The sequence below is a fragment of the Nocardioides sp. genome, assembly GCF_036493135.1.
Lineage (GTDB): Bacteria > Actinomycetota > Actinomycetes > Propionibacteriales > Nocardioidaceae > Nocardioides.
In genome coordinates, this window is record NZ_DASXQG010000043.1 from 21155 (window position 1) to 38605 (window position 17451).

The window sequence follows — 17451 nt, forward strand, 5'->3', positions numbered from 1 at the left end:
GTCGGACGTCTCGGTCGGTACGACGCGGCGATGGCCTACGCAGAACGGGCCTCCTGAGCGCACACTGGTGCGGTGGACCCCGAGTCCGAGCTCCCATCCGAGATCCTCGGTGACGAGCCGGTACGACTGCCCCGGGAGCGGCACTCCCGGCCCGATGCGCCGCGTCGCGCCACGCTTCGTCACGGGCGCTGGTGGACGGGGCTCGCGGTCCTGCTCGTCGCCGGTTCAGCGGTGGTCGTCGTGGACGGCCGCTCGCGCGCCCACGAAGGGGCCGCGGTGGCCGGGTGCGAGCAGCGGCTCCGGGTCGCGACCGGGTACGCCGAGGGACGGCTCGGCCTGGTCGCGAACTACCTCGAGCCCACGATCGCCACGAACGGCCGGGTCGAGCAGCTGCACCTCGCCGACCTGATGTCGGCGCGCGCCAACAAGGTCCTGCCGCGCGTCCAGCAGGCCGACCGCTACTGCCGGGGCGTCAGCGTCCAGCCCTGGCACTTCTCGCTGGTCGAGCGGCAGAGCGCGTCGACGGCCTACTCCGCCGCGCTGGTGACTCTCGTGCAGACCGTGGCCGCCCAGGGGCGCGTGCCGTTCCGCGCCAACGCGACGATGCAGAGGCTCCGCGAAGAGGTCGGGATCGGCGGAGGCTGAACGCTCCTCACCGCCCGGCCTCAGAGATCGTGATCCTTGAGCCAGGACAGGGAGGCGTCCGCGACATCGCGCCAGCCGTGGTCGATGGTCAGCGAGTGGGCGCGGTCCGGGAACTCGAGGATGTCGGTGACGGCGTCGCTGTGCCGGTACTGCTTGAGCGTCGCCTTGGTCACGGCCTCGGGGACGGTGTTGTCCTTGCCGCCCATGATCAACAGCAGTGGACCGCGTCCCGAGTTCTCGGTGTCGACCTTCGCGGGGGAGTGCGGGTTGAAGTTCGCCGCCGCGGCCTCGAACAGCGGCTTGCCCGGAGCGGGGATGGCCCAGCGCTCGAAGAGCGCGTCCGACTCCTCGGCGGGGATGGCGTTGCCGAAGGCGAACCGGAACTGCTGCGCGGTCAGCGAGACGGCACGGTGCCTGTTGGCGGGGTTCTTGAACACCGGCAGCGTTGCCTTGAGGGCCGACAGGGGCAGCGGCAGGACGCCCTTGATCTGGGCCGCATCGATGGCGACCGCGGCGGCCGCCCGATCCTCGCCCAGCAGGCGCTGCGCGATCATGCCGCCGAACGAGTGCCCCACCAGGATCGGCTTCTCCGGAAGGCCGGCGATGATGTCCGCGAAGTGCGCGACCACGTCGTCGATGCCGTGGTCGGCGATGGTCTCGGCCTGCTCCCGCGCCGCCGCGACGGTGTCGGGGTCCCCGGGCCAACCGGGAGACGAGGCGTCGTACCCAGCGCCGGTGAACCGGTCGACCCAGTCGTCCCACGACCGGGCGTGCAACCAGAGACCGTGGATGAACAGGACGGGTGTGGGCATGGGCGTCTTCCTCCCTCACGGCTGACGTAGACCGACCGATCTACCTACCTAGCGTTAAACTAGGGCCCACCAACAGGTCCTGGCAAGAGGCACCGTGCCGGGCCGAACGGGAGGAGCAAGCCAGCGATGAGCGACGCGGCAGCGTCTGCAGCGGAGGCGGAGACGCAGACCGAGACGGAGACGGAGGCGACCGATCGCCCGCGTCGTCCGTCCCGGGCCAGGGAGCGGATCCTGGCCACGGCGGACCGGCTCTTCTACAACGAGGGCATCCACGCCGTCGGCATCCAGCGGGTCATCGCGGAGTCGGCCGTCACTCGCGTCACGCTGTATCGGCACTTCCCGTCAAAGGACGACCTGATCTCGGCCTACCTCGAACGCCGAGCGCAGTACGACCGCGACCAGGTCAGTGGGATCATCGAGGCCCACCCCGACGACCCCGGCCGGGCGCTCACCGAGCTGGCGACCGCACTCACCCGCGACGACTTCGCGGCCATGAGACGTGGCTGCCCCTTCATCAACGCCTCGGCCGAGTTCACCGGGTCCCACCCCGCCAGACTCCACGCGCACGACATCCGGCGCTGGGTGACCGACCGGATCGAGGAGCTTCTCTTCCGGCTCGGCCACCGCGACCCACGCGCCACCGCCGCGCAGCTGATGATGGTGCGCACCGGTGCGGTCGTCTCCGGAGCACTCGACAGGAACGACGGGCTCAACGCGAACTTCCTCGCCGTGTGGAACAAGCTCATCGACGACGGGCTGCCCGAGCCCCGCTGATCTCCGCAGCCGGTCCTCGAAAGCTCCGCCCCCGACCGGAGCGCTAGCGTGTCGCCACTCGCCGCCGCCCAGGCGGCGTATCCGATCCGGAGGACGTGACATGCGCATTCTGCTCGCGGACCGACTGCCTGATCGGACGATCCACGATCTCGAGGCGCACGGCCACGAGTGCGTCATGGAGCCCGGACTGGGCGCGGACGACCTGGCGGAACGGATCAGCGGGTACGACGTGCTCGTGGTGCGTGGCACGCAGGTCCGGCGCGCGGTGATCGAGGCGGCGGACCGGCTGGCGCTGGTGATCCGCGCCGGCGCGGGCACCAACACCATCGACACCGACGCGGCTGCGGAACGGGCGGTGTTCGTCAGCAATGTCCCGGGGCGCAACGCAGCGGCGGTCGCGGAGCTGACGATGGGACTGCTGCTGGCGGTCGACCGACGGATCGCCGACAACGTCGCGGACGTCCGTGAGGGCAGGTGGGACAAGAAGACCTACGGCAACGCCGAGGGACTGCTGGGCTCCACGATGGGGATCCTCGGGCTCGGCTCGATCGGGTTCCTGGTGGCGGAGCGGGCGGCCGCGTTCGGCATCCGGGTGCAGTCGATCGCCAAAGAGGGACGATCGCCGACCGCGACGGCGCGGGCCGAGGAGCTCGGGATCACGTTGTGCGACTCCCTCGACGAGCTGCTGGGCTCCTGCGACATCGTGTCGCTGCACGTGCCCTCGTCCCCCGAGACCAAGCACCTGGTCGACGCGGCGTTCCTGGCGCGGATGCGACCGGGCGCGATCCTGCTCAACACCTCGCGCGGCGACGTGGTCGACGAGGCCGCGCTGCTGGCGGCGCTGGACGAGGGCCGGGTGCGGGCGGGGCTCGACGTGTTCGACGGCGAGCCCGGATCCGGTCAGGCCGAGTGGGAATCGCCCCTCGCCAGGCACCCCGCGGTCGTGGCCACCCACCACATCGGCGCGTCCACCGCACAGGCGCAGCGGGCCATCGCCGAGGGCGTGACCGAGATCGTCGACGCATTCATGGCCGGCGAGGCGCGCCACTGCGTCAACCTCATGCCCGATCGCCTCGGCGCGAGCGCCCTCGCCGTACGCCATCTCGACCGCGTGGGGGTGCTGGCGCAGGTGCTCGACGTGCTCAGTACGGCGCACCTCAACGTCCAGCACATGGTCAACCGGGTCTTCCGCGGCGGCGAGGCCGCGGTCGCGTTCATCGACGTGGAGGGGGACGCCTCCACCGAGCTGCTGGATGCCCTGCGTGCGATCCCGCACGTGCTCGGCGTCTCGGTGGTGGTGCTCGACGAGGACGCCGGGGCCACGCCATGACCACCGTCCGCCCCTTCTCCGCGCGCGTCGTCCGGCAGGAATCCGCCCGGCGCACCGTGTCGGCCATGTCGGACTCGCAGGACGAGTCGGGCGTCGACCTCTACCGGGTCGCCGTCGACTCCGCGGCGTACGACGACTCGCCGGTCGCGCTGTACGTCTATCGCCAGAGCCGCGGCGACGCGTCGTACACCGGCGTGGTCTGCGACGTGGCCGTGCCGGCCATCGCCGAGGGCCGGGTGCGTGGGCACGAGGCCGTGCACCAGGTCCGCGTCGACGCGCTGGTCTGGCACCACTCCCGGACCCACGCCGCGCCCGCACTGGTGATGCTGCTGCACCGCGCCGGGCCGGAGTTCACCCGCGTTGTCGCGGAAGCGCAGCAGACCGAGCCGGTCCTGGACTTCGCCGGACCGCAGGGGTTCCAGCAGACCGTGTGGCGGCTCGACGCCGGTCCCGCGACCGCGGGCCTGGTCGACGAGCTGGCCGTCACCCAGCTCTACATCGCCGACGGGCACCACCGCTCCGCCGCCGCACTCGAGGAGTGGCGGGTCGCCGGCAAGCCGCCCGAGGCCGGCCTGCTGTGCGTGCTGCACCCGATGGATGGCCTGAGCCTGTCCGCGTTCCACCGGCGGGTCTCCGGGCCGGTCGACCCCATGCGCCTGCTCGAGCTGCTCGACCGGGAGTTCGACGTCCGCGAGGTCTCCGACGCACCCATGCCGTCGACCGGCTCGCTGGGCCTGTACGTCGGGTCCCACTGGTACCGGGTCGGACTCCCCACCCGACCCTCCGGTGTCGCCGGCCTCGACCTGACGATCCTGCAGACCCGCGTGCTCGACCGCCTCGACCCGGCACCACCGGGCCGGGTCCGGACCGTCGTCACCGTGCCCGCCACCGCACCGCTCGACGAGCTCGTCGCGCGCTGCGACGTCGACCGGGGCGCGCTCTTCACGCTGGCTCCGCCACCGCCGGAGGCTTTGACCCACGTGGCCGATGCCGGCGAGGTCATGCCGGCCAAGACGACGTACTTCGAGCCCAAGCCGGCTGCCGGGATCTTCCTGCGCGGCTGAGCTCGGATCCCCCGCGGGCCGCCGGCGATCAGGGGTCGTTTGAAAACGATCCTGGCCGGGTGTCGTATCGACGCGAGTGCGTTCGTGGAGAGGGTGAGCGGCAGCCGCCCGGGCTGCTCGTGAGCAGAGGAGCAGGAGATGGCGCAGTACCTGATCGCGTTCAACGACGAGTGGGTGCCCGAGCACACGCTGGAGCAGCTGCGCGCGAAGGCCGAGTCCGCCAGGGCCGTGATCGAGGAGATGACGGCCGCCGGGGTCTTCGTCTTCAGCGACGGTGGCCTCGACGAGTCGACCGTCGTGTGCAGCGTCGACCCGAGCAGCGGCTCGCCGATCTTCACCGACGGCCCCTTCGTCGAGACCAAGGAGCACCTCGGCGGCTTCGCGGTCGTGGATGTGGCCGACGACGCGCAGGCGCGGTACTGGGCCGGCCGGATCGCGGTCGCGGTCGGCTGGCCGCAGGAGGTGCACCGCTTCCCGCATCGCATCGAGCTCCAGGCCGACGAGCGGTCCGCGGCCTCGTCCTGAACGGGGGCGTCGAGACCACGCGGCGGCGGGCTGGTCACCGTCGCGACGGTGCGGACTATCCTCGACACGTCACCCCCACCCTCCACCGGTTGGGGGCTTCCGTGCTGTCCGGCACCTTCGCGAAAGGCTCCATGTGCTCCCCTCCGTGCTCTCCGACGCGGTGCTGGCCGAGCCGGCCCTGGCCGCGGCGCTGGCCGACGCGCCCCGGCTCGGCCGGCTCGACCTGACGGCTCCGGCCGGCCTGCGACCGTTCCTGGTCGACGGCCTGGTGCGCGAGGGGCGCACGGTCCTGCTGGTCACGGCCACCGGACGCGACGCCGAGGAGCTGACCGAGGAGCTCGGGATGCTCGTCGACCCCTCCGCCGTCGCCCACTTCCCGAGCTGGGAGACCCTGCCGCACGAGCGGCTCAGCCCGCGCAGCGACACCGTCGGCCGACGCCTGGCCGTGCTGCGCCGGCTGCGCCACCCCGGCGCCGACGCGGCCACCGGGATCCTGCGGGTCGTGGTCGCGCCGGTCCGGTCGATCCTGCAGCCGCAGGTGAGCGGCCTCGGCGACCTCGAGCCGGTGGAGCTCGAGCTAGGCGACACCGCCGAGCTCGACGACGTCGTACGCCGGCTCGCGGACGCGGCGTACACCCGGGTCGACCTGGTGGAGAAGCGCGGCGAGTTCGCGGTCCGCGGTGGGCTGGTCGACGTCTTCCCGCCGACCGAGCAGCACCCGATCCGGGTGGAGTTCTGGGGCGACGAGGTCGAGGAGATCCGGTCGTTCGCCGTCGCGGACCAGCGCACCATCGAGAAGGTCGACCGGTTGTGGGCACCGCCGTGCCGAGAGCTGCTGCTCACCGACGACGTGCGCCGCCGCGCGGCCGCGCTGGGCGAGGCTCACCCCCAGCTGGCCGAGATGACCGACAAGGTCGCGGCGGGCATCGCGGTCGAGGGGATGGAGTCGCTGGCGCCGGTCCTCGTCGACGAGCTCGAGCTGCTGATCGACGCGATGCCGGACGACACCCATGTGGTCGTCGTCGACCCGGAGCGGGTGCGCAGCCGCGCTCACGACCTGGTGGCCACCAGCGAGGAGTTCCTGGGTGCGTCCTGGGCCGCGGCCGCCGGAGGCGGCCAGGCCCCGATCGACCTCGGCGCCGCGTCCTACCGCGAGCTGGACGACGTGCTCGCCCACACCCGCGAGCTCGGCCGGCCCTGGTGGACGGTCAGCCCGTTCGGCCTCGACGAGGAGCTCCTGGCGGCCGGTGACAGGCCGGGCGGCAGCGTCGCGGCGTCCCCGCTGGACGGCTACCGCGGCGACGTCGAGCGTGTCGTCGCCGACGTACGCGGCTGGCTGGCCGACGGCCACCGGGTCCTCGTGCTGCACCCGGGGCACGGCCCGGCCGAGCGGATGGTCGAGGTGCTCGGCGAGCACGACGTCGCAGCCCGCCTGGTCGCGCCCGAGGACGCGATGCCGGAGACCGGCGTCGTCACCGTCACCACCGGCACCCTTGCGCACGGGTTCGTCGCCGACGACCTCGGCCTGGTGCTGCTCACCGGCGACGACCTGTCCGGCCAGCGCGGCGCGGCCCGCGACCAGAGCCGGATGCCCACGCGTCGCAAGCGGCAGATCGACCCCCTCGAGCTGGAGAAGGGCGACCACGTCGTCCACGAGCAGCACGGCGTCGGCCGCTTCGTCGAGATGCGCCAGCGCGAGGTGCAGGGCGCCACCCGCGAGTACCTCGTCCTCGAGTACGGCGCCTCCAAGCGAGGCGGTCCACCCGACAAGCTCTTCGTCCCGGCCGACGCTCTGGACCAGGTCACCCGCTACGTCGGCGGCGAGCAACCCCATCTCGACCGGCTCGGCGGCTCCGACTGGGGCAAGCGGAAGAACCGCGCCCGCCGCGCCGTCCGCGAGATCGCCGCCGAGCTGATCAAGCTGTACGCCGCGCGCCAGGCCACGCAGGGTTTCGCGTTCGGCCCCGACACGCCCTGGCAGCGCGAGCTCGAGGACGCGTTCCCGTTCCACGAGACGCCCGACCAGCTCACCACCGTCGACGAGGTCAAGTCCGACATGCGGCTGACGGTGCCGATGGACCGGCTCGTCTGCGGCGACGTCGGCTACGGCAAGACCGAGATCGCGGTGCGGGCGGCGTTCAAGGCCGTGCAGGACGGCAAGCAGGTCGCCGTCCTGGTGCCCACCACGCTGCTCGTGCAGCAGCACTACTCGACGTTCGCGGAGCGGATGGGGGCGTTCCCGGTGACGATCCGGCCGCTGAGCCGGTTCCAGACCGAGAAGGAGGCACGCGAGGTCGCCGACGGGCTGCGTGAGGGCTCGGTCGACATCGTGATCGGCACCCACCGGCTGCTCAACCCCGACATCAAGCTCAAGAACCTCGGCCTGATCGTCGTCGACGAGGAGCAGCGCTTCGGCGTCGAGCACAAGGAGCAGATGAAGCGGCTCCGCACGAGCGTCGACGTCCTGTCGATGAGCGCGACGCCGATCCCGCGCACGTTGGAGATGGCGATCACCGGCATCCGTGAGATGTCGACGATCACGACTCCGCCCGAGGAACGCCATCCGGTGCTGACCTACGTCGGCGCCTACGAGGACCGCACTGTGACCGCGGCGATCCGGCGCGAGCTGCTCCGCGAGGGCCAGGTCTTCTTCATCCACAACCGCGTGCAGTCGATCGAGAAGGCCGCGGCCCGCATCCGCGAGCTGGTCCCCGAGGCCCGCGTCGCCACGGCGCATGGCCAGATGGGGGAGCATCAGCTCGAGCAGGTGATGCTCGACTTCTGGGAGAAGCGCTTCGACGTCCTCGTCTGCACCACCATCGTCGAGTCGGGCCTCGACGTCTCCAACGCGAACACGATGATCATCGAGCGCGCCGACGCGCTCGGGCTCTCGCAGCTCCATCAGCTCCGCGGTCGGGTGGGCCGGTCCAGCGAGCGTGCGTACGGCTACTTCCTCTACCCGGTCGAGAAGCCGCTCACCGAGACCGCCCATGAGCGGCTCGCGACCCTGGCCCAGCACTCCGATCTCGGCGGTGGTATGGCGATCGCGATGAAGGACCTCGAGATCCGCGGCGCCGGCAACCTCCTCGGCGGCGAACAGTCCGGGCACATCGCCGACGTCGGGTTCGACCTCTACGTCCGGCTCGTCGGGGAGGCGGTCCAGGAGTTCCGCTCCGACGGCGCGCCGTCGGACGACCTGGGCGAGGTCCGCATCGAGCTCCCTGTCGACGCCCACCTGCCCCACACCTACATCCCCAGCGAACGTCTGCGCCTGGAGATGTACCGCCGGCTGGCCGAGGTGCGCAGCGACGACGATGTCGACCAGATCCGCGACGAGCTGGACGACCGGTACGGCGAGCCTCCGGTCGAGGTCGCGTCGCTGCTCCTGGTCGCCCGGTTCCGCGCCCGGGCGCGGCAGGCCGGCGTCTCCGAGGTGACGATCGCCGGGCGCAACGTCCGGTTCGCACCGGTCGACCTGCCCGAGTCGCGCGTCGTACGGCTGAACCGGCTGTACCCCCGCAGCATCGTCAAGACCCAGATCGGCACCCTGCTCGTGCCCCGCCCGCAGACAGAGGTGATCGGGGGGCGTCCGATCGACGGAGTGGCCCTGCTTGAATGGGCTCGCACGATCATCGACACGGTCCTCGACCCCGAGCGTGCGCCCAGCAGCAGCGAGAGCAGCACCATCAGCAGGGAGCCATCGTGATCCTGACCCGTCAGTCCCGGTCCCGCCGGCCGGGGGCCATCGTCGGCCTGGCCGCGGTCGGCCTGGTCCTCAGCGGGTGCGGGAGCTCCCTCGGCATCCATCCCGGGTCCGCGGCCGTGATCGGCGACGAGACGCTCTCGATGAGCACGATCGACAACACGAGCACCCTCTTCTGCACGGTGTACGTCGCGCAGTCCCAGTCCTCCCAGCAGCAGCAGTCCGGACCCCTTCCGATGGGATCGTTCCGCAGCTTCGCCGCGGCCAGCCTCTCCAAGCGGCTGCTCGGTCAGCAGCTCGCCGATCAGTACGGCGTCGAGCCGGCGCCGGGCTACCAACAGGCCGTCACCCAGTACGAACAGGCGCTCGCCTCGTCGCCGGCCGACGAGCGGGAGGCCGCCATCGAAGTGGCCGGCGCCGACGCCTACCTGCAGAACGTCGAGGTCGCCATCGGGCAGCAGCTGACCGGGAACACCGGCCAGTCCAACGCCGACCTCAAGGCCGCCCTCGAGCGCGGCCAGGTCGCCACGCAGGACTGGCTCAACGACCACGACGCGTTCATCGACCCGGTGTTCGGCATCTCTGTCGACGGCGGTGCGTTCACCCCGCAGCAGGACCAGACGTCGTACCCCCTGAGCTCCTTCGCCTCGCAGGGTGCCCAGGCGCAGCCTGATGCCGGCTTCGTCGGCTCGTTGCCGGTCGCCCAGGTCTGCGGCTGAGGATGACCGGGGGCCAGGCGCTGCTCGACTTCCTCGATGACATGCGCCGGCTGCGGCGCGACTGCCCCTGGAAGCGGGAGCAGACCCACCGCTCGCTCGCGCGCTACCTCCAGGAGGAGAGCGCCGAGACGGTGGAGGCGATCGACACCGGTGACCTCGATCACCTGCGCGAGGAGCTCGGCGACCTGCTCCTGCAGGTGTACTTCCATGCGGTCATCGCAGAGGAGTCGGGCGCCTTCACGATCGACGACGTCGCCCGCGGGATCAGCGAGAAAATGCACCGACGCAACCCGCACGTCTTCGGATCGACCGAGCCGACGACGATGACGGCCGCCGAGGTCGACCAGCAGTGGCAGCGGATCAAGACCGATGAGAAGGCCAGGCGCTCGCCGTACGACGGCATCGCACCGGGGCTGCCGGCGCTGCTGCTCGCCACCAAGGTGCTCGAGCGGGTGCCCGAGGCCTCCGTGCCCGATGCGACACGGTCGACCGACCTCGGTGACCGCCTGCTCGCCCTCGTCGCCGAGGCGAAGGCCGCAGGCGTCGACCCGGAGCAGGCCCTCCGCGACGCCGTACGCCTCGCAGTACCGCCCCGCTGAGCCCGATCGGTGACAGCGAGTCGTGGTGCTGCTCGCGGAAATCCGATGTGACCTCGTTCCTCTCGATCTGCGCCGGAGCTTCGCTCCGTCGACGCTCTCGGCCCGCGGGTGATGCGCGGGGACGACGACCTCCGCGGATAGTCTGAGCCGCATGGCGATCATCGATGCTCTGGGGGCGCGCGAGATCCTCGACTCCCGGGGCAACCCGACGGTGGAGGTCGAGGTGGTGCTCGACGACGGCACCTATGCCCGGGCCGCCGTGCCGAGCGGCGCCTCGACCGGAGCCTTCGAGGCGGTCGAGCTGCGCGACGGCGAGAAGGCCTACGCCGGCAAGGGCGTGCAGAAGGCCGTGTCCGCGGTGATCCAGCAGATCGGACCGGCCCTCGAGGGACTCGACGCCGACGACCAGCGACTCGTCGACCAAACGATGATCGACCTCGACGGGACGCCCAACAAGGCGAGCCTCGGAGCCAACGCGATCCTCGGCGCCTCGCTCGCGATCGCCAAGGCCGCGGCCGACTCCGCGGCGCTCCCGCTCTACCGGTACGTCGGCGGCCCGAACGCGCACCTGCTCCCGGTGCCGATGATGAACATCCTCAACGGTGGCGCCCATGCCGACACCAACGTCGACATCCAGGAGTTCATGATCGCGCCGATCGGCGCGGCCACCTTCCGCGAGGCCCTCCAGCACGGTGCGGAGGTCTACCACGCGCTCAAGGCCGTGCTGAAGCAGCGCGGCCTCGCGACCGGGGTCGGCGACGAGGGTGGGTTCGCCCCCGACCTGCCGTCCAACCGGGACGCGCTCGAGCTGATCGTCGAGGCGATCGGCTCGGCGGGCTTCAGCGCCGGGAAGGACATCGCGCTTGCCTTCGACGTGGCGGCCTCTGAGTTCTTCGACAGCGGGACCTACCAGTTCGAGGGGAACAAGAAGTCCGCAGCGGAGATGACCGACTACTACGGCGACCTCGCGTCGTCGTACCCGATCGTCTCGATCGAGGATCCCCTCAACGAGGACGACTGGGACGGCTGGAAAGCGATCACCGACCAGCTGGGTGAGCGCGTACAGCTGGTCGGCGACGACCTGTTCGTGACGAACGTCGAGCGCCTGCAGCGGGGGATCGACGAGGGCCAGGCCAACGCGCTGCTGGTGAAGGTCAACCAGATCGGGTCGCTCACTGAGACCCTCGACTCGGTCGACCTCGCCCACCGGAACTCCTACCGCTGCATGATCAGCCACCGATCTGGCGAGACCGAGGACGTCACGATCGCCGACCTCGCGGTCGCCACCAACTGCGGCCAGATCAAGACCGGCGCCCCGGCGCGGTCGGAACGGGTCGCGAAGTACAACCAGCTGCTTAGGATCGAGGAGGAGCTCGGTGATGCCGCGAGGTACGCCGGTGCCCGGGCCTTCCCACGGTTCGGCGCCTGAGGCGACCCGGATGCCCCCACCGATGAAGCAGCCGCGACGCGCCCCCACCGGTCGTCCGGGCTCTCGCCCCGGCGGTCCGCGACAGCGTTCCCGGCCGCGTACGACGCCCGCGGCGGCCGCCGCGCCGACCGCCGCGCAGGGGCGGTCGCGCTTCACCGGGCGGGCCATGGTGCTGGTGCTCGTCCTCTCGGTGCTGACGATCTCCTACGCCTCGTCGCTCAAGGCCTACTTCCAGCAACGCAGCCAGATCGAGCAGCTGCGCACCGAGATCGCCACGAACCAGAGCAGCATCCACCGGCTCCAGGACGAGAAGGCGCAGTGGAGCGACCCGGCGTACGTCCGCGAGCAGGCCCGCGCCCGCTTCGGCTACCTGATGCCCGGCCAGACGTCGTACGTCGTGATCGGCGCCGACGGCAAGCCGCTCGCCGCCCAGTCGACCCTCTCCGACCCGCGCACCTCCACGTCGTCCACCCCGACCGCGTGGTGGACCACCGAGTGGAGGTCCGTCCAGCTCGCCGGCGACCCGCCCACGGACCAGCCGAAGAAGAAGCCGCTGAAGTATCTCGGCGGCCACCACCAGTGACCGCCTCGGTCTCGGCCGGCGACCTGGCCGCCGTCGAGGCCCAGCTCGGGCGCCCGCCACGCGCCATCGCCGCGATCGCGCACCGGTGCACGTGCTCCCTTCCCGACGTCGTCGTCACCGAGCCGCGGCTGCCCGACGGCACGCCGTTCCCGACGACGTACTACCTGACCTGCCCGCGCGCGACGTCGCTGATCGGGACGCTCGAGGGGTCGGGGCTGATGAGGGAGATGGAGGAGCGGCTCGACGAGGAGCCGGATCTCGCTGCGGCGTACCGGGTCGCTCACGACTCCTATCTCGCGGACCGCGCCGCGCTCGCCGACGTGCCGGAGATCGCCGGTGTCTCCGCCGGCGGCATGCCCGACCGGGTCAAGTGCTTGCACGTGCTCGCCGCCCATGCGCTGGCCGCCGGCCCGGGCGTCAACCCGCTCGGCGACGAGGTGCTCGACCGGCTGGGGGACTGGTGGGCCGGGGGACCGTGCGTGGAGCCGGGCGTCGATGGCTGAGCGGATCGCCGCGATCGACTGCGGCACGAACTCCATCAAGATCCTGATCGGGGAGCTGCCGCACGTGCTGGTGCGGGAGTCCCGGATGGTCAGGCTCGGGCAGGGCGTGGACACCACCCGGCTGCTCCGCGACGACGCGCTGGCGCGCACGTTCGCCGCCATCGACGAGTACGCCGCGTTGGTGCGGGAGTACGACGTGACCCGCCTGCGCTTCTGCGCGACGTCCGCGACCCGCGACGCCCACAACGCGCTGGTGTTCACCGACGGAGTGCGCGAACGGCTCGGCGTCACGCCGGAAGTGCTGTCCGGTGACGAGGAGGCCGCGCTGGTCTTCGACGGGGCGGTGTCGCACCTGCGCGAGCCGGTCGAGGAGCCGGTCCTTGTCGTCGACATCGGTGGCGGCTCCACCGAGCTCGTGCTCGGCGGCGACCGACCTGACACGGCGGTGTCGATGGACATCGGCTCGGTGCGCCTCCACGAACGCCACCTCCACGACGATCCGCCGACCGCCGCGCAGGTCGCCGCCTGCCTCGCCGACGTCGACCGGCACCTCGAGGAGAGCCCGGTCCCGCTGGGCGACGCGCGGTCGGTGATCGGCACCTCGGGGACCATCAAGACCCTGGCGGCCGCGATGCTCGACCTCCCGGTCTACGACCGCGATGCCATCGACGGGGCGGACCTGGGGTCGGCCGAGACCGCTGCGTACGTCGAGAGCCTGATGGCGATGACGGTTGCCGAGCGCCTCTCGATCCCCTCCATGCACCCCGGCCGTGCCGACGTGATCGGAGCCGGCGCGCTGATCTGGGCGCGGGTGCTGGGGCGGTCCGGGGTGGAGCGCTACCGGGTCTCCGAGGCGGACATCCTCTACGGCATCGCGACGTCGCTGGTCGCACCGTGACCGAGCCCGTCCTGCTGCCCCACCCGCTGACGGGCACGCCGTACCCCAGTCCGGTGCCGGCGGGCACGGGCTGGCCGGACGATCCCGCGACCGCGGAGACCCCGGTCGCGCGCACCTCCGCAGCCGTACGACGGCTGGCCGCGATCGACGACCTCGCCGAGCTCGATGCCCGCGTCAGCGTGTGCTCGGCCTGTCCGCGGCTGGTGCGCTGGCGGGAGGAAGTCGCGCGCGACAAGCGGTCGTCGTTCGCCGACCAGCCGTACTGGGGGCGCCCGATCGCCGGCTGGGGCGCGCCGACGACCGGCGCCGGCGGGCTCGGCGAGGAGCCACGGCTGGTGATCGTCGGGCTCGCGCCGGCCGCGAACGGAGGCAACCGGACCGGCCGGGTCTTCACCGGCGACTCGTCGGGCGACTGGCTCTTCGCGAGCCTGCACCGCGTCGGCCTGGCCGTCCGCGAGCGCAGCGAGCACGCCGGAGACGGACAGCGGCTCGTCGGCGCACGGATGGTGGCGACCGTGCGCTGCGCCCCTCCCGCCAACAAGCCGACCGTGGTCGAGCGCGACACCTGCGCGCCCTGGATCAACCGCGAGCTGGAGCTTCTCGCGCGGACGCTCCGGGTCGTGGTGGCACTCGGCGCCTACGGCTGGGACGGCGCGCTGCGCGCACTGGCCGGCGCCGGCTACGACGTACCCAGACCCAAGCCGCGGTTCGGCCACGCCGCCGAGGTGGTCGTGGCCCGCGACGGCCACGAGGTCCGGCTGCTGGGCTGCTACCACCCGTCCCAGCACAACACCTTCACCGGCCGGCTCACCCCGGCCATGCTCGACGATGTCTTCGCCACCGCCCGCGACCTCGCGGGGATCACCTGAGCCCCGGGACGTCATACGGTGTGGTCGTTCTAGCAGCCAGAACGTATGACGTCCCGGCAGCGCCCCTGTATCCCAACCGGTAGAGGAAGCCGCCTTAAAAGCGGTTCAGTCTGGGTTCGACCCCCAGCGGGGGCACGGTCATCGGCAGGTCATGCGGGCGGCGTGGATGCGAGTGCCTGGAGCTCGCCGAGCCAGCCCTCGTCTCCCGGCCAGACCGACTTCACCAGCCAGGTCGCACCCGCGGCGGCGAAGTCGTCCGGGGAGATGCCGTCGGGCCACTGCGCCACCAGGTCCCAGCCGTCCCGCGGGTGCGGACCGACGTACGACGCGAGGTCGTCGGGACGCAGGAAGGGGGAGTCGGCGATCGGGATGAACCCGTCCCACCGCCGCGCGCGCTCCAACGGGCGGCGATGTGGGGCGACACCTCCCACCCAGATCGGGATGCGCGGCCGCTGGATCGGCGGCGGACGGAGGCCCGCCGCTACGTCGAGGTGGGCACCGTGGAAGTCCACCCGGTCGCCCGCGAGGAGGCCGGCCAGCACCTCCAGCCCCTCGTCGAGCATCGCCGCGCGCACGGTCGGCGAGGCCTCGTCGCCGAGGTCGGCGAAGTCGCGCTGCGGTGGCTCGCCCAGGCCGACACCGAGCGTGACCCGGCCGCCGCTGAGATGGTCGAGGGTCGTCAGGTGCTTGGCGATGACCCAGGGCCGACGGCGAGAGAGTGGCGTGATCATCGTCCCGATCCGGATCCGCGAGGTCTGCGACGCGATGGCCCCCAGCAGCACCCAGGCGTCGTGGACGTCGAGGTCGAGCTCGAATCGGAGGTGGTCCCAGAGGAAGAACCCGTCCCAGCCGTTGGCTTCGGCTTGGCGCGCAAGGGAGACGATCGTGGCCGGGTCGGTGAACGGCGGCACACTCAACGCGAAGCGCATCCGGCGACGCTAACAGCCGCCGCCGACACCGCTCTGTGACCCTGAACGGAGGCTGTGCTTCCGCTCCTCACCCTCCGGTACGACGCCTCCACTGGCTACCATCGTCGCGAGGGGACCGTCATGTCGACGGTCGCCGACCCGGCCTCTGAGGAGAGACCAATGCAGAGCAACAACCCGGTCTTCCGGAACTCCAACGAGTTCAACGGACGGGCGACCAACGCCTACGGCAATCAGGTCTACGGCGGCAGCGGAGCGACGCACCAGGGATACGGCTCGGATCCCTCGACGTGGAGCGTCGGCACCCCGGGCGACACCCGGGCCGGCACCGGCCCGATGACCATCGACAGCGTCGTGCAGAAGACCGGCCTGTCCCTCCTCGTGGTGCTGGTCTTCGCGTTCGCCACCTGGGTGCTGACCCCGGCGCTGGGCGCCTCGGGCAGCACGCTGTCGCCGGCCGCGGTCTCGCAGCTCTCCGCCGCGATGGCCGTCGGCGGGCTGGGCGCCTTCGCGCTCTCGATGGCGAACTCCTTCAAGCGCGTGATCAGCCCCGCGCTGGTGCTCGCGTTCTGTGCCCTCGAGGGAGTCGCGCTCGGCGCGTTCAGCAAGTTCTTCGACTACCAGTACGGCGGCGGCATCGTCATCCAGGCCGTGATCGGCACGTTCGCGGCCTTCGCCGGCACCCTGGCGGCGTACAAGTTCTTCGAGATCCAGGTGAGCAACAAGTTCCGGATGGGCGTGATGGCGGCCGTCTTCGGGATGATCGGCCTGTCGCTCCTGCAGCTCGTCGTCGGTGTCTTCGGCGGCGACCTCGGTTTCTACGGGCTCACCCCGCTGGGGTTCGTCTTCTCGCTGGTCGGCCTGGTGCTCGGCATCTTCATGCTGATCCTCGACTTCGACTTCGTCGAGAACGGCATCCGCGCCGGTCTCCCGGAGCGCGAGTCGTGGCGCGCGGCGTTCGGCCTGACCGTCAGCCTGGTCTGGATCTACACCAACCTGCTGCGCATCCTGGCGATCATCCGTCGCTGACCGCGTCCTCCTCCTCGACAGCTTCGGCATCCTCGTCGACGTCGGCAGGGGCCTCCGGGACGGAGCGAAGCCGGGCACGCCGGCGGAGCTCCACCCAGAGGCCCTTCTTGTCTCCGAGCTCGGTGCCGGGCGTGCGGGCGGCGCGGACGGCGGCCGTGGCGACCGGCATCGTGCCCTCGCCGCGGGTACGCCGGCGCGGCTCGTCGGCGCCGAAGCCGAGCGCGTTCAAGGCGCTGGGCACCAGCACCTCCGCGAGCGCGCGGTAGCCCTCGGCCGAGGGGTGGAACTGATCTGGTCCGAACAGCACAGCGGGCGCCGCCGCGAAGTCCGGCCCGAGGATCGAGCCGAGCGAGACCGCGACGCCACCTTGCTCGACGACGGAGATCGCCTGGGCCGCGGCGAGGCGGCGCGACCAGGAGCGGGCGACCTGCTTGAGCGGAGGCGGGATCGGCTTGACCGTGCCGAGATCGGGACAGGTGCCCACCAGCACGAGCACGCCGGCGTCCAGGAGCCGGCGGACCGACTCGGCGAGGTAGCGCACCGACTGCGACGGGCGTACCCGGTGCGTGACGTCGTTGGTCCCGATCAGGATCACCGCGAGGTCGGGATCATTCGGGAGCGCGAGGTCGATCTGGCCGGCGAGGTCGGAGGACTGGGCCCCGACCTTGGCGTAGGTGCGCAGATGGACCCGCCGGTCCGCCTCGGCGGCCAGGCCGCTGGCGAGGAACGCGCCGGGAGTCTCCACGATCCGCTCGACGCCGTACCCGGCCGCGCTGGAGTCGCCGAGCAGGGCGACCTTGATCGCCGGGCCGGGTCGTCCGCGGCCGTACCACCCGGTCGAGTCGGGGAACCTCGGGTCGTCGGCGTTGCCGATCATCCGCCGGGCGAGCGCCGCCTCGCCCCGCAGTACGCCGTACAGACCGGCGCCCAGCACGGACAGACCTCCGCCCCCGAATGCGGCGGCGGAGGCCAGCTTGCGCGCCGCAGCGGCCTTCCCCATATCGCCAACCTATCGGGGCCGCCACCGCCGCGTGACTCGGGTC

Annotated in this window: 17 protein-coding genes and 1 tRNA gene; 15 read left to right on the plus strand and 3 right to left on the minus strand. The window is 71.7% G+C overall.

Going from position 1 to position 17451, the window contains the following annotated elements:
- Nucleotides 1–72 precede the first annotated feature (72 nt).
- Nucleotides 73–645: a hypothetical protein gene (locus VGJ24_RS06880; protein WP_331499774.1), complete on the plus strand. Its 573-nt coding sequence runs from the start codon at nucleotides 73–75 to the stop codon at nucleotides 643–645.
- 20 nt (nucleotides 646–665) lie between these two features.
- On the opposite strand, the gene VGJ24_RS06885 is transcribed toward VGJ24_RS06880, so the two are convergent.
- Entirely contained in the window at nucleotides 666–1457 is a 792-nt protein-coding gene (locus VGJ24_RS06885) for an alpha/beta hydrolase (RefSeq protein WP_331499775.1), read from the minus strand.
- Between the two features lie 126 nt (nucleotides 1458–1583).
- Between VGJ24_RS06885 and VGJ24_RS06890 the strand changes: the two genes are divergently transcribed.
- The 13 genes from VGJ24_RS06890 to VGJ24_RS06950 all read left to right on the plus strand — a co-directional run bounded on the left by VGJ24_RS06890 (nucleotide 1584) and on the right by VGJ24_RS06950 (nucleotide 14588).
- Nucleotides 1584–2231: a TetR/AcrR family transcriptional regulator gene (locus VGJ24_RS06890; RefSeq protein WP_331499776.1), complete on the plus strand. Its 648-nt coding sequence runs from the start codon at nucleotides 1584–1586 to the stop codon at nucleotides 2229–2231.
- A 100-nt stretch (nucleotides 2232–2331) separates the two neighbouring features.
- Complete coding sequence (locus tag VGJ24_RS06895; protein ID WP_331499777.1) at nucleotides 2332–3561, plus strand: phosphoglycerate dehydrogenase; 1230 nt, start codon at nucleotides 2332–2334, stop codon at nucleotides 3559–3561.
- A gap of 65 nt (nucleotides 3562–3626) precedes the next feature.
- Nucleotides 3627–4625, plus strand: a complete 999-nt coding sequence (locus VGJ24_RS06900) for a DUF1015 family protein (protein ID WP_331499778.1) — start codon at nucleotides 3627–3629, stop codon at nucleotides 4623–4625.
- A 138-nt stretch (nucleotides 4626–4763) separates the two neighbouring features.
- On the plus strand, nucleotides 4764–5150 hold the full coding sequence (locus VGJ24_RS06905) for a YciI family protein (RefSeq protein WP_331499779.1): 387 nt from the start codon (nucleotides 4764–4766) through the stop codon (nucleotides 5148–5150).
- Nucleotides 5151–5283: 133 nt separating this feature from the next.
- Nucleotides 5284–8856 (plus strand): transcription-repair coupling factor, encoded by a 3573-nt coding sequence (gene mfd, locus VGJ24_RS06910; protein ID WP_331499780.1) that lies wholly within the window; start codon nucleotides 5284–5286, stop codon nucleotides 8854–8856.
- The gene (locus VGJ24_RS06915) at nucleotides 8853–9572 is read left to right on the plus strand and encodes a hypothetical protein (RefSeq protein ID WP_331499781.1); all 720 of its coding nucleotides are present in this window, start codon (nucleotides 8853–8855) and stop codon (nucleotides 9570–9572) included. The genes mfd and VGJ24_RS06915 overlap by 4 nt, the downstream gene beginning before the upstream one ends.
- Before the next feature lie 2 nt (nucleotides 9573–9574).
- On the plus strand, nucleotides 9575–10171 hold the full coding sequence (locus tag VGJ24_RS06920; RefSeq protein WP_331499782.1) for a MazG family protein: 597 nt from the start codon (nucleotides 9575–9577) through the stop codon (nucleotides 10169–10171).
- Nucleotides 10172–10322: 151 nt separating this feature from the next.
- Nucleotides 10323–11600: a phosphopyruvate hydratase gene (eno, locus tag VGJ24_RS06925; protein ID WP_331499783.1), complete on the plus strand. Its 1278-nt coding sequence runs from the start codon at nucleotides 10323–10325 to the stop codon at nucleotides 11598–11600.
- Between the two features lie 10 nt (nucleotides 11601–11610).
- Nucleotides 11611–12183 (plus strand): septum formation initiator family protein, encoded by a 573-nt coding sequence (locus tag VGJ24_RS06930; protein WP_331499784.1) that lies wholly within the window; start codon nucleotides 11611–11613, stop codon nucleotides 12181–12183.
- Nucleotides 12180–12686: a DUF501 domain-containing protein gene (locus VGJ24_RS06935; protein WP_331499785.1), complete on the plus strand. Its 507-nt coding sequence runs from the start codon at nucleotides 12180–12182 to the stop codon at nucleotides 12684–12686. Before VGJ24_RS06930 ends, VGJ24_RS06935 begins: the two co-directional genes overlap by 4 nt.
- Nucleotides 12679–13584, plus strand: coding sequence for an exopolyphosphatase (locus tag VGJ24_RS06940; protein WP_331499786.1), 906 nt, complete (start codon nucleotides 12679–12681; stop codon nucleotides 13582–13584). The genes VGJ24_RS06935 and VGJ24_RS06940 overlap by 8 nt, the downstream gene beginning before the upstream one ends.
- On the plus strand, nucleotides 13581–14453 hold the full coding sequence (locus tag VGJ24_RS06945; protein WP_331499787.1) for a uracil-DNA glycosylase: 873 nt from the start codon (nucleotides 13581–13583) through the stop codon (nucleotides 14451–14453). The genes VGJ24_RS06940 and VGJ24_RS06945 overlap by 4 nt, the downstream gene beginning before the upstream one ends.
- A 61-nt stretch (nucleotides 14454–14514) precedes the next feature.
- Nucleotides 14515–14588 (plus strand) — tRNA-Leu (locus tag VGJ24_RS06950).
- Nucleotides 14589–14602: 14 nt separating this feature from the next.
- Here the strand turns inward: VGJ24_RS06950 and VGJ24_RS06955 are convergent.
- Nucleotides 14603–15382, minus strand: coding sequence for an LLM class flavin-dependent oxidoreductase (locus tag VGJ24_RS06955; protein ID WP_331499788.1), 780 nt, complete (start codon nucleotides 15380–15382; stop codon nucleotides 14603–14605).
- A gap of 159 nt (nucleotides 15383–15541) precedes the next feature.
- On the opposite strand from VGJ24_RS06955, the gene VGJ24_RS06960 reads away from it, so the two are divergent.
- Nucleotides 15542–16408: a Bax inhibitor-1/YccA family protein gene (locus VGJ24_RS06960; protein ID WP_331499789.1), complete on the plus strand. Its 867-nt coding sequence runs from the start codon at nucleotides 15542–15544 to the stop codon at nucleotides 16406–16408.
- Here VGJ24_RS06960 and VGJ24_RS06965 read toward each other — a convergent pair.
- A complete protein-coding gene (locus VGJ24_RS06965) occupies nucleotides 16395–17408 on the minus strand; it encodes an SGNH/GDSL hydrolase family protein (protein ID WP_331499790.1) in 1014 nt (337 codons plus the stop codon). The genes VGJ24_RS06960 and VGJ24_RS06965 overlap by 14 nt on opposite strands.
- Between the last annotated feature and the right edge of the window lie 43 nt (nucleotides 17409–17451).